Source organism: Paenibacillus sp. MZ03-122A, assembly GCF_024213325.1.
Taxonomy (GTDB): Bacteria; Bacillota; Bacilli; order Paenibacillales; family Paenibacillaceae; genus Paenibacillus; species Paenibacillus polymyxa_B.
Genome location: NZ_JANAVI010000020.1, coordinates 1 through 13,436, shown reverse-complemented (window position 1 = coordinate 13,436; position 13,436 = coordinate 1). Strand labels below are relative to the sequence as shown.

The 13,436-nt window shown below is 42.8% G+C and carries 8 protein-coding genes and 1 pseudogene; 8 read left to right on the top strand and 1 reads right to left on the bottom strand.

Going from position 1 to position 13,436, the window contains the following annotated elements; genetic code table 11:
* Window positions 1-227 precede the first annotated feature (227 nt).
* On the top strand, window positions 228-428 hold the full coding sequence (locus NLX74_RS25750; protein WP_302058719.1) for a hypothetical protein: 201 nt from the start codon (window positions 228-230) through the stop codon (window positions 426-428).
* A gap of 111 nt (window positions 429-539) precedes the next feature.
* Here NLX74_RS25750 and NLX74_RS26060 read toward each other — a convergent pair.
* Window positions 540-880, bottom strand: a pseudogene (locus NLX74_RS26060) (transposase); the annotation flags it as partial.
* A 425-nt stretch (window positions 881-1,305) separates the two neighbouring features.
* On the opposite strand from NLX74_RS26060, the gene NLX74_RS23890 reads away from it, so the two are divergent.
* From NLX74_RS23890 to NLX74_RS23860, 7 genes are all read left to right on the top strand, one after another.
* Window positions 1,306-1,848, top strand: a complete 543-nt coding sequence (locus NLX74_RS23890; protein WP_254330654.1) for a 4Fe-4S cluster-binding domain-containing protein — start codon at window positions 1,306-1,308, stop codon at window positions 1,846-1,848.
* A gap of 65 nt (window positions 1,849-1,913) precedes the next feature.
* A complete protein-coding gene (locus NLX74_RS23885) occupies window positions 1,914-2,378 on the top strand; it encodes a hypothetical protein (RefSeq protein WP_254330653.1) in 465 nt (154 codons plus the stop codon).
* Window positions 2,379-2,533: 155 nt separating this feature from the next.
* Window positions 2,534-7,084, top strand: a complete 4,551-nt coding sequence (locus tag NLX74_RS23880) for a non-ribosomal peptide synthetase (protein ID WP_254330651.1) — start codon at window positions 2,534-2,536, stop codon at window positions 7,082-7,084.
* Between the two features lie 42 nt (window positions 7,085-7,126).
* On the top strand, window positions 7,127-7,585 hold the full coding sequence (locus NLX74_RS23875; RefSeq protein ID WP_367997061.1) for a thioesterase II family protein: 459 nt from the start codon (window positions 7,127-7,129) through the stop codon (window positions 7,583-7,585).
* Window positions 7,586-7,687: 102 nt separating this feature from the next.
* Entirely contained in the window at window positions 7,688-7,942 is a 255-nt protein-coding gene (locus NLX74_RS23870) for a hypothetical protein (RefSeq protein ID WP_254330645.1), read from the top strand.
* 104 nt (window positions 7,943-8,046) lie between these two features.
* Window positions 8,047-9,342 carry an ACP S-malonyltransferase gene (gene fabD / locus NLX74_RS23865; protein ID WP_044649004.1) on the top strand — a complete coding sequence of 432 codons (1,296 nt, stop codon included), beginning with the start codon at window positions 8,047-8,049 and terminating at the stop codon, window positions 9,340-9,342.
* Between the two features lie 690 nt (window positions 9,343-10,032).
* Window positions 10,033-13,436 (top strand): non-ribosomal peptide synthetase (locus NLX74_RS23860; protein WP_254330639.1); only part of this gene is annotated, 3,404 nt, incomplete at its 3' end.

The window sequence follows — 13,436 nt, the reverse complement described above, 5'->3', positions numbered from 1 at the left end:
TACAAAACGGAATCCCTCTGGTCGGAAGCAAAGTCTGGCTGGATTTCCTGGAGCGCATCCAACTCAGTCAATCGTTTTCAACCTGTCCTGCGTCAAAGCGGCTCATTCTCTGTTTTCCCTTCAACAGGTCTTACTGTATCTCATCACGGGCTGGTTGGGTGTCAGCGGCTGTTTCATTTTCGGACTATCCAACAGGATCCTCTCCTGCAACGCTTTCTCGGAGGAAGATGGCGTCACCATTCCTTGCTGTACAAGGAGCTAACCCGGATCTGAGACGTGAAATCGCTGGTTCTTCCCGAGCTGCAACACCTGAATATCCAGCTCCTCTCCCCATGCTTGCCCGAGCGGTCCATTCTGGATCTGGACTCCACAGTGGAAACCGTCTACGGGAACCAGGAAGGCGCAGCAGTGGGGGGCAATGCCCATAAGCGGGGGCGCAAAAGCTACTATCCCCTACTCGTTTTCGAAGAACAGTCCATATCGTACTCCCAGTACAGCTCCGGCTGATCCAATAGCAGCTGATCTCCGGCAAAACGCTTGGCTTTGCGGATCACACATACCCGACGATGCTTGTCCCAGGAGGTCGCTTTGTACAGCAGCAGTGTGATGCCTTCGATGATCCAATCGTCTTCGGCGTACCGCTTCCAATCCCGGCATTCGCGCACTCGCTCTTGCAGCCGTTTTGAGCTTACCCACATAGCCGATACCCCTAGATTCGAAAAGCGAGTAGAAGACTTCTTCGCCAAACCCTTTGTCAAACGGGTGTAAGCACCTTGCGTGATTCCAAAAGCGACAGAGTCCGTTCCACAAACGCCGTTGCATCGGTAGACGAGTGGGTGTTGCCGGGACGAAGCGCGGCATGAAGGGCCAAGCGAGCTCTATTAGCCTATTTAGAATCACTGATGTTAAGTGATAAGAATCTTTCACTATTACCCTTCCACGTCTTGTTTGAACATAAACAATGCATGCTATTGCTTGCAAGATTTCTCAAGGGACAATATTAAGTTAATGAAGAGCTTTCATTAGAGATTATGAATACTGCGAAGGCCATTCGAAATATGATCATTAAATATTATATAACAAGGGACAAAGAGATCTTAACGAAGATCATGTTAAAAATACCTGGATTAATTGAAAATGAATCTAGGTATGTTCAATCTATATTAAATGCGATTCGTTGGAATGGAAGGATTGCTGCATATTCAAATCTTAGCGAATGGCGTCGCATTCTTGAAAGTGATTACGAGGAAAGAGGATGGAGAGGGTAGTTATTCCGTATAATATGCGCTTAAGGAGAATGCGAATATGTTGATAGCTAAAGGCGATATAGGGACCATTAAGAGAAAACAGATTTTAAATGGTTATAAGGCATCGAGGTTTAATATTTTTTCAGAGGGAAAGGAGGGACAATTAATATTATTCAATACCTATACAAAGAAACTTGTTCAGTTTCCGTCCCATGCTAATGGGTCAGTAAGAGATGTTCTCAAAAATCCAGACGCAACTGAGCAAGAGAGTGATTTGTTTGGCTTTCTATTCGAACGAGAATTTTTTGTATCCAATTCATCAGACGAATTTCGTAGAGCAGATATGGTACACCAAGAGACGATTCCTCAAGAGGGGACTCTGTCTCTAATCATTTTACCAAATGAAGACTGCAATTTCAGGTGTACGTATTGCTATGAATCATTCAGCAAAAACTTTATGAAAGAGTCTGTACAGAATGGAATTAATAACTACATAAGAAAAAATATTAAGAAATATGCACGCCTGCACGTTGAATGGTTTGGTGGTGAGCCGCTTACAGCAGTACCTATTGTAGAGAGACTCTCTAAGGAAAATGGTTAGAATATGTCATGAAAATAAAGTACAGTATGCTGCCACAATGACTACAAACGGGGTATAACTTTCACTTGATACCTTTAAAAAGATGCAAGCCTGTTATGGTATTTGGATATCAAATTTCATTAGATGGACTTGCTGAAACGCACAATTTAACAAGAGTAGGTCTTGACGGTAATAATACCTTTGATCATATTCTTTCAAATTTAAAAACCATTCGGGATAATGTAAAGCTTAATACGTTCTCAATAGTTACTCGTACAAACGTTACCCGTCAAATCTATGATGGCCTAGAGCAGTATTTTGAATTTTTCAAGGATGAGTTTGGGAAGGATCAACGTTTTGTATGTAAGATCCACAAAACAGGTGATTGGGGTGGGGGTGCTGTTCGTAGTCTTGATAACCAGTTTTGTTCAAGTATAGATATTGTAACTGTTTTGAAATATGCAGTCGAGAATAGTGTTCCAGTGTGGCGTACCTATGAAAGTCAATTGCATTGGTTTAATAAACATCATATTCACGGAACTTTAGGCTAAATGACGTCTGCCCAGTATCGCTATGAAGCCCTTAAAAAATTTTGTTTTTATGTGACAATCCAAGTTATCTTTAATTCTTGACCATTATCGGCTCCGCCGAGTCGATTCCACGGGACTTATGAGAGTTTACAGATTTCTATAGGAGGTTCGTAAAGTTGGAGAAATCCTATGACAATATTGATCAATTGAAAAGATACTATACGTTGACACATGCTCAAAAGCGTGTATGGAACACAGAGCGAATATTTCCAGAACAGCCGCTCCACAATATTGGTGGATCAATTCTTATTTCAGGACAAGTCCAATTTGATTTGTTGGAAAAGGCAATCCATGCCTTCATTGCTAGGAACGATGCCTTATGTTTATCTTTTATTGAAACTGAGGGAGAGGTCCGCCAATATAAAAAGGAATATCGGTTTGAACCATTGCCACTAATAGACTTTACTGCTTTTTCAAACCCTCAGGAACAATACGAATTATGGGTCATGCAACAAAAGCAGCGTTTCTTTAAACTTGAACACGAACATCTATTTCGGTTTTTTCTCGTTAAATTGAATGAACTAAAAATGGGGTATTTCGTTATTTTTCATCATCTCATTGCGGATGGCTGGTCGATCCAGATCATGACAGAACAAATTCGAGAGGCATATGAGCAATTGTTGTTGGATGGTAGTATCCAATTAATTGAATCTCCCTCTTATCTAGATTATCTCTATTCCGAAAAAATGTATTTGGAATCTGACAGATTTGTTAAAAATAAATCTTACTGGTTGGACTTGTTCGGCGAAACTACTGACCGTGAACATACTTGTAATTTAGAATCGTTTGCAGCTGCAAGAAAAACTTTTGGACTTGACCGCGATCTCTCAATTAGGATTAAAGACTTTCTGAATCAAAAAAACTGGACAATCAATACCTTCTTTATTGCAGTAATGGCATTATATTTATATAAAACCACCCAACGGAAAAGAATTGTTTTAGGCAATCCTACTTTGAATAGAAGTGGCAAAACAGAACGCAGGATGTTCGGGATGTTTACGAGCACAATGCCTATACTGATAAACTTTGACGAAGTTTATACGGCCTCTCAATTGATGGATTTGGTTCATTATCAAGTTAAAAAAGGATTACTCCATCAAAAATTTCCTTATAACTTGCTATTGAAAGAGTTAAGTAGTAATCAAAATCCCATTGACGGATTGTTTCAAATTGTTGTGAACTATTATAATACGAAGCTTCCGACCGAATTTGCCGGGATGAAAGTTGAAAATATTGAGTTTAATTGCGGTAGTCAGACGTACCCTTTGCAAATGGTGGTTAAGGAGTGGGGGGATACGCAACAAATTCAACTTGATTTCGATTATAGATTAGACGTTTACGATGAGGCATTCATAGATAGGATTTTTGGCGGTTTATGTCTGATCGTCAAACAGTTGCTAATATCCACAGATGTTCAATTGTTCGACATTCGTATAATGGAGGATTTGGAAATTCACCGTGCCATCTTTGAATTTAATAATTCGCAAACATCTTATCCCAATAATCAATCGATTACGGAACTGTTTGAGCTTCAGGTCAATCGTATACCGGAAAAACCAGCTATTATTTGCAGTGACAGAGTTATTTCCTATCGCGAGTTGAATGAAAAAGCTAACCAATTAGCACGATCTTTACGAAGTACGGGTATGACTGAACGTCAATCCGTGGTCATAATTATTAACCATTCGGAATATGCAGTCATTGCTATTTTGGCGGTATTAAAAGCAGGAGGCGCGTATATTCCAATCGATCCAGTATACCCAGAGGAACGAATTGCTGATATATTGCAAGATTCCAGTGCAAAATGGCTGATTACGGATGATCCTGCTCGTTTCATTGGACGGTTAGATTGTGAAATCTTGGACACCAACGACGAAGCCAACTATTTGCAAGAAAATTACAATTTAAACATTCCTGTTCAACCGGATGAATTGGCATACATGATTTATACTTCAGGTTCGACGGGTAAACCAAAGGGTGTTATGGTAGAGCACAAAGGCTTGGTCAACTACATTTGGTGGGCAGGCAAGGCTTATATTCGAGACGAGCATGAAGCATTTGCGCTTTATTCCTCACTTGCCTTTGACTTGACAGTAACTTCCCTATTCACACCTTTGGTACATGGAAACAAAATGATTATTTTTCGTGATTCCGGCAGAGACAATCTATTTTACGAGATTCTGAGCGATACACGTGTAACGATTCTAAAAATGACTCCTTCTCATTTTGCGTTAATCAAGGAACTTGAACCAAGCCTACTGCAAGCGTCGAAGATCTCAACCTTTATCCTCGGTGGAGAGGACTTAAAGGTTGGTATATGCAAAGAAATGATAGGGTTATTCGGACAAAGTATATCGATTTATAACGAATATGGACCGACAGAAACGGTTGTCGGCTGCATGATTTATCAATTTGATCCTAAACAGGATACAACAGGTTCTGTACCTATTGGTTTGCCGATTGATAATATGAAAATTTATATTCTTGATGAATATCTGCAACCGCTTCCTGTGGGGACAGTCGGAGAACTTTATATTGCAGGAGACGGAGTGGCAGGAGGATACTGGAAACGCGAAGAGATGACAAAGGAGCGATTTCTGTCGAATCCATTCATCACTGGGGGGAGGATGTATAAATCGGGAGACCTTGCCAGACGAAGGGAACACGGGATAATTGAATACCTAGGGCGGGTAGACCATCAAGTGAAGGTACGCGGGTATCGGATTGAATTGGGCGAGATTGAGAATATGATCTTAAGGATACAGGGAATCTCAGAAGCAGTAGTGGTTATTGGCAGAGATGAATCAGAAGCCTCTGTAATTTACGCTTATGTGACGATCAGAGAAAGTAGATATCTACTAGATGAACAAGAAATTCGCGTAGAATTAGCAAAGAGGCTACCTGCGTATATGGTTCCGCAACGCATAATCATCATGAGTAAGCTGCCACTAACACATAACGGAAAGGTTGACCGCAAGGCATTGCCGATACTAGTCCATCACGCTCCTACGATCTTGGGTTCGCCTAGTAATGAGAAAGAAATCGAACTGATAAAAATAATTAGTGAAATCATGGAGAAAGAGGATATAGGAACTCTCGACAATTTTTATCATCTTGGTGGAGATTCAATCGTTGCCATTCAAATTGCAACAAGATTAAAAAAGAAAGGCCTTCTGATCAAAGTCAAGCATATACTTGAATTTCCTGTAATCAAGGAGATGGCTGCAACGATCGAATATTTGAAGATAAATGAAGAAATTCATATTCCTCAGGGGATATACGAAGGAGATATTCCGTTGTCTCCTACGATGAAATGGTTTCTGTTTCATTATTCTACTGAACCGCATTATTATCATCAATCCTGTCTGATAACTTTGAAAAGAAATATACCTATAGAAATTCTTCAAATGGCGATACAGAAGTTGCTAATTCATCATGACGGTCTTCGGATAAATTATGATCTGAGTCGTAATTCAATGTTTTATAACAATCAAATAATAGACAAGAATTTACCCATCAAACTTGTCGATTTGTCGTCTTGCAATCCATTAAGTAATGAGAAAATCATATATAAACATAGCTGCGAGTTGAAGTCAAGCATTAAGATTACAGAAGATATACCGATCCGGGTTTGCATGTTCAACGGAGGGATGCAGACTGACTCTAAACTATTGTTGATCGCTCATCATATGTTGGTGGATGCCGTATCTTGGCGAATACTATTAGAAGATTTGGATCAGTTGATAACATCAATAGAGGAGAATCTTGAAATATCGCTACCTCAAAAAACAACCTCAGTTAAAGAGTTTGTAAAAGTTTTGCAAACCATTGTGCAAGAAAAGGAAATTATTTTAGAAGAGGACTATTGGAGGCCGTTGTTACATTTGCCAGGCTGGACGAGCAAATGTACGACTAGTATGAATGCGGATTTAATTATCAATCATGATTACTTGAATATGGAGCGTTTTGAACAAGCCAATTTTATATATGGAACGGATGCAATGGATTTGATTTTAGCAGCGTTTGGTGTAACGGTTTGTAACTGGTTGAACAGCGAGAAGGCAGTAATAGAAATAGAAGGCCACGGACGGGAAGCATGGCCAAATGGAATAGATCTAACAAGGTCAGTTGGGTGGTTCACCGTTATGTTTCCATTCGAGGTTCACTCAATCAACGCTTTTGAGTCCTTAGGAAAACTTGTTCAATATGTGAAGGAGACAAGGAGGGGAATTCCCCAAAAAGGAACGAGGTTTGGGGTGCTAAAATATTTAAGGTTAACAGAGGATAACGGCCAGGCTTTTGGAAGTAAGGAAACTCCATTATTTCGAGTGAATTATTTAGGGAATTTCGATTTAGGCATGACATTCAGCAATTTTGAGTTGGATCTCGACTCGGATACCGGACCGGATCAGTCGATTGATCATCCGTTGAGCGCTGGCATGGAGGTAAATATCTTTTTCCTAAAGGGTAGGCTTGTCACTCGGATTCGGCGGTCAGATGATATATTTCCAGGAGAGGAAGCAGCCGCATTCATAGCAAAGTTCGAGCAGACATTAGATGAGATTGTGGCATACTGTATTCAAAAAAATGAACGAGTATTCACGCCGTCTGATTTTGATTCAGCTGATCTGTCACAAGAAGATCTTTTTGAAATATTTGGGGAATAAGCTAGTGAGACATATGAGAAGGAAGCTGATACTGTACAAAGGATTAGACTGTTTTGTATTCCATATGCTGGAGGATCGGCATCGATTTATTTAGGATGGAGAGTACCGTTGGCTGATATCGCAGAGGTAATTCCTATAGAGCTTGCAGGAAGAGGAAGACGACTAAAGGACCCCTATTATAATTCGTTTGATGAGACAGTCCAAGAAGTTTGCAAAACGATTTTATCGCAAGTCGGCAGCGAGCCTTATGCATTGTTTGGTCATAGTATGGGTTGCATGATTGTATATGAAGTTATCCATCGTCTGCTTGCCAAAGGAAGCAGTACACCAGTCGTGACGTTTTTGTCCGGAAGGTCGGCGCCGCATCGAAGAAAAGAGCGTGAAACTCCAATTCATCTTCTTCCAGATGATGAATTTCGCGATGTGATCATGGATCTAGGAGGTACCCCGGTTACGGTTTTCGAGCATAAAGAGATGTATGACATTTCGTTCCTTTACTAAGGAATGACCACCGTATTATCGAGACATTTGAAAATGAAAAAAAGATACTCTACTTCCAGATAAAGTCTTCATTCTTTAACGAGTATTGAAGAAGATCCATATTTGGTACAACCTAAGCTCCGACTGGTCGGTGAAATTAACTCGGATTTAATTGAAGAAGCATGGCAGCAATTGGCTAAAACACATGAGTCGCTTTGCTCCGTATTTCGGTATATAGGGATAGAAAAGCCTAACCGTTATTCGTGTACGGAAGTGATATCCATACCTCACGACGATCAAACAAAGATTCGATTTGTGATTTGGAGTGGAGCGGACAACAGCCGGATTTGTTATCACATGCAGTTATATCACCATTAACTGTAGAGGGAATTTGCAGAGGAATTGTTTAATAGTTCTGCCGATTTATTAGAGAAAGTGACGTTGAGATATTATTTAAGAAATCATAATAAGGAGAACTAGTCATGAATCAAATTGCAGTTGTTTTCCCAGGTCAAGGCTCGCAATATTCTGGCATGGGCAAAAAATGGCTGGAACGGACGCCTCACGCATCGAGATTATTTGAGGAAGCGAATGAAGCAATCGGGTTTGATTTGAAGAAACTCTGCATCGATGGAAGCATGGCTGACCTGACGAGAACCGTATATACGCAACCGACCATTTTAACGATCGAAATGATTATGTACAGTGCTTTAATCGAACAAACCGGAATAAAACCGACTCTGCTTGCCGGTCATAGTTTGGGAGAAATAACTGCACTGTGTGCAGCAGAGTCCATTGCGTTTAGCGATGCTGTCCGTTTGGCTTACTTCCGAGGAAAATACATGCAAGAAGCGGTTCCGCAAGGAATCGGAGGAATGTCCGCGGTAAAGAATCTTTCCAAAAATGAAATAGAAAAGATTTGTGCGGACGTATCATCCGAAATGGACACCGTTGTCCCGTCGAATTATAACGCAAAAGATCAAATTGTGATTTCCGGCAAACGGAGTGCTTTGAACGAAGCAGGAAATCGAATACTTCAATTAGGAGGCCAGATTATACCGTTGCAGGTTAGTGCACCATTTCACAGTCCGCTCATGAAACCTGCCGCAGTCATGTTATCTGAACTTATGAAAGGATTTTCTTTTAAAGCTCCTAAGCACCCTGTTCTTTCCAATGTTACCGGGCGTTATTATGGGGAACAAAGCGATATAGTGAACATGCTCCAATTGCAGCTGACTTCTCCAGTGTTATGGATAGAATGTATGGTCAGAATGAAGGAAGCCGGCATTTCAACCGTAATTGAAGCGGGGCCGTTAAACGTTCTTAGCACGCTGCTTGCTCTAACATATCCGGAAATGAATGTCTTCTCTATGGACCAAATAGAGATAGACGCTCTTCGCGATAAATTGAAAACAGGTGAAGCAGGAAACATAAATATCTTACCGCAGTATCCCTCGGGTATTAACACCGTTAAATCCATGACGAACATTGTATCCAAGTGCATTGCAATCGCTGTTTGTACAAGAAATCGAAATTGGAATAACGATGAATACCAGAGGGGAGTTATTGAGCCCTATCGCAAAGTCCTGAAAATTCAAAATGAGCTAGATCGGACGGGTTTGGAACCGAACATGGAACAGATGAAAGAAGCTCTTACCATGCTTCAATCCGTATTTGAGACCAAGATGGTACCAACGGGAGAAAGAATCGAGAGATACAATCAATTGTTTGCGGAGACGGGGACACGTCAGTTGTTCCCGGACATCGAATTCAAATGAAATCAATAGCGTTGCATAAAAGTTCTTGTTCAAAAAAATCACGAATAATTCCTAAAATGTAAAATAACCGCTCCAAGGGTCGCCAAAAAGTCCTCAAGAACTAAGATGGCCTAACCGCTCTCTATATTACAATATGAACTAAATGGATCTGATTACTTGCTTTTATAAAAATGATTTGTTGATTGTGTTAAGTTAATGCAACGCTATGAAATGAAGTGGGAGGTGAATATAGCTTGTTGGACTTCAGCAAGTTTCAATCGAGAGAAGTCACAAAAGTTCGCCATCTTGAAATCCTAGAATCTGCTTTTCAAGTTAAGGATAACGCGATTATCGGTGTTTTACTCAATATTGCGGATTCGGACGCCCTAGGACTATTTTGAAGAAGATTTGTGACAAGAACGATTTCATTCGAAAGATGCCTGCTGAGTGGTATGACGATGCCGTTCAAACCCTTCACTCATTGCGTTTTCCTATGGACAACATCGCTAATATTGAAGCTGCATTTCTGCAGGAAGTAGACAAATTTGATTCCGCTTTCTTTCGTTAACTCCGAAAGAAAGCGGAATTGTTGGATCCCAATCAACATCTCTTCAGGCAGACGGTTTGGAAATCAATCGAAGATGCAGGTTATGGAGGAAAGAAACATACAGCAGCAAAACAGGCAAGGAAGAATTGGAGGGCTTTGGATTTATGATTAATAAGCTGGATAAGATGAATGTGGATGATATCTGGTCGCTCAGCCCCACTCAAGAGGGAATTCTATATCATTCTTTAATGAGTAATGAAGAAGATCCATATTTGGTACAACTTAAGCTTCGACTGGTCGGTGAAATTAACTCTGATTTAATTGAACAAGCATGGCAGCAATTGCCTCAAAAACATGAGGCGCTCCGTTCCGTATTTCGTTATAAAGGGATAGAAAAGCCTGTTCAGATAGTTTTGAAAAATAAAACTATCCCCATTCGAAAGTATAACTTTGCGAATCTTGAAGATGAGCAATCGAGGAGTGAAATGATAGATATCGTAATGTCGCAGGACTCCGTTGAAAAAATCGATATTACGTGCGATCCGGTGCGGGTCACGCTATGCACTTTCGGGACTAATGCTTGTGAAATGATCATCACCCATCATCATATTTTGTATGACGGATGGAGTAGTGGAATAGTAATTGGTTCATTTCTTGAACAATATGAAGCGCTTTTGATGGGAACCTCTATCCCCATATCTAATCATATGGGGTATAAATCGTTCATTCGATGGACGAAATCGCTAGATAGGCAGGAACAATCCGATTATTGGAAAAAAAACCTAGATGCGCTCGACAGTCGGAGCATGCTGAAAATTCCCAAGGACATATCAAGCGTGTACAAAAAGGGTTCAGGTGAATGGATATTAACGTTGGATAGCGAGTACTATGCGGAAGTGCAAAGTTTCATTCGAGCTCACGAAATGACGCTCGCTTCATTCCTATATTCTGCTTGGGGAATACTACTTCATAAATATACCAGGAGTTGTGATCTTGTCTTCGGCACAACGGTCTCAGGCAGAAATTTGGATATAGACGGAATCGAAAACACAATTGGATTATTCATCAATACCTTGCCCCTAAGGCTCAAATGGGATGGAAATCAAAACATCATTCATTGGATCCGCACAGTGGAGGAATTGTTGCGAAGTCGAATGGAATACGAGCAAACTCCACTTATCAATATTCACGAGTATAGTGGGTTAGGCACGGGTGAACCTTTATTTAACACAATCTTTGTCGTGGAAAATTATCCGCTTGACGAACGATTGCGCCAGCATACTGGCAGAGTAAAGATTATCAGTTATGAATCTATTGAGAGAACGCATTATGATTTGACGTTAACTGCTTTCTTAGATGAATCGCTTCGATTGCGATTCACATATCTCCAGGATAAAATCACTTTGGAGCAAATACAGGGGTTGGGCAAGCATCTATTTAAAATAATGAAACATATGATGAGAAATCCCGGCTTAGCATTAAACGACGTCCAAATGTTAGATCTCAACGAAGTGGAACACCTAATGGAGCTAAGTGTTTCCACCCCAACGAAATATCCGTCCGAGCTCGGTATTCATACTAGGTTTGAAAACCGGTTTTGTCATGCGGATAATCCACATGACAAAACCATTGTCAGCTGGTTTGAAGAACAAGTTGCGAGAACGCCGGAAGCAGTAGCGGTGGTGTGCGGGAATGAACATCTGACGTACCGGGAGCTGAACGCGAAGGCGAACCAACTGGCGCGAGTATTGCGAGAACGAGGTATAGGAGCCGACAGTCTCGTGGGGATCATGGCAGAGCGTTCGGTAGAGATGGTCGTGGGAATACTTGCTATTTTGAAGGCGGGCGGGGCGTACTTGCCGATCGAACCATCGTACCCGACGGAGCGGATCGCGTACATGCTGGAAGACAGCGGCGCCGATCTTTTGCTTGTATACGGGGAACCGAAAGTACCGCAAGTTTACGAAGGAACTGTGCTGAACCTAGCGGATGCTTCGCTGTATGCGGGAGAAACGTCGAACCTGCCTGCGGCAAGCGGGCCTGAGAATCTAGCGTATGTGATCTATACATCTGGATCGACGGGACAGCCGAAGGGTGTAGCCGTCGTCCATCGTGGTGTAGTGCGGTTAGTGAAGGAAACGGACTATGTACGCATCACGGAAAGTGATGTCTTTTTACAGGCATCGACGGTTTCCTTCGATGCGGCGACATTTGAAATTTGGGGGAGCTTGCTTAACGGTGCCCGGTTGGTACTGATGCCGCCGGTGCTTACGACACTGGAAGAACTGTCCGAACAAATCGGAACATACGGCATCACCATTCTGTGGTTAACGTCAGGATTGTTTAACGTCATGGTGGAGCATCGTCTGCATGGGTTAAAAGGAGTGCGCCAACTGCTCGTAGGCGGCGATGTCGTCTCTGTACCGCATGCGAAAAAAGCGATGCAAATCGAAGGATTGCAATTGATCAACGGTTATGGCCCGACGGAAAGTACAACCTTCGCATGCTGTTATCCGATTGGAGAAGCGGACGTTAACCGCGGAACGATTCCGATAGGGCGCCCGATTGCCAATACTCGCGCTTACATCGTAGACCGGGAGAACATGCTACTGCCGATCGGTGTGCCGGGCGAGCTGTGCATCGCGGGGGATGGCTTGGCAAGGGGTTACTTGAACCGTCCGGAACTGACGGCGGAGAAATTCGTGTCCAATCCGTTTGAACCCGGAGAGCGGATGTACCGGACCGGGGATCTGGCACGCTGGCTGCCGGACGGGAATATCGAGTACCTGGGCCGGATCGACCACCAAGTCAAAATTCGGGGGTACCGGATCGAGTGCGGGGAAGTGGAAGTGCGGCTTTTGGAACACGAAGCGGTGCGGGAAGCGGTGGTCATGGCGAAGCGTGACGAAAGCGGACAGGCCTACTTGTGTGCGTATTACGTGAGTAGCGAAGCCCGGTCTGTCGCCGAACTGCGGGCCCATCTGGCCGCGTTGTTGCCAGAGTACATGATCCCGGCGTACTTCGTGCACCTGCACCAGATGCAGCTCACCCCTAACGGCAAGATCGACCGTAACGCATTACCGGAACCGGACGTACAGTTGGCCGCAGGTGCGGCGTACGAAGCGCCGCGAAGCGACATCGAATCCCAATTGGTCGAGATTTGGCAGGGCGTGCTGAGCGTCGAGCACATCGGCATTCATGACCATTTCTTTGCGCTGGGTGGCGATTCTATCAAAGCGATTCAGGTGGCCTCCCGTCTGCATAAGTACGATCTTCAGCTGGAGATGCGGGATTTGTTCCGCTATCCGACGATCCATGACCTTGCGCCTCATGTGCAATCCGTAGCGCGTCACGCCGACCAAGGGCTCGTGGCAGGGGAAGTGCCGCTTCTACCTGTTCAGCACTGTTTCTTTGAGCAGCAGATGGAGCATCCGCACCGGTTTAACCAGTCGATGATGCTCTATCGGAAAGAGGGATTCGATGAAGCGATTGTGCAGCGCGTGTTCGATCGGATGGTGCAGCACCATGATGCGCTTCGCATGCACTTTTCCGTGAGCGAATCGGGCAT

Excerpts from the sequence above, each read along its gene's own strand:
- NLX74_RS23890 (WP_254330654.1), top strand. The coding sequence starts at position 1,306 with ATGTTGATAGCTAAAGGCGATATAGGGACCATTAAGAGAAAACAGATT.
- NLX74_RS25750 (WP_302058719.1), top strand. The coding sequence starts at position 228 with ATGGCGTCACCATTCCTTGCTGTACAAGGAGCTAACCCGGATCTGAGA.
- fabD (WP_044649004.1), top strand. The coding sequence starts at position 8,047 with ATGAATCAAATTGCAGTTGTTTTCCCAGGTCAAGGCTCGCAATATTCT.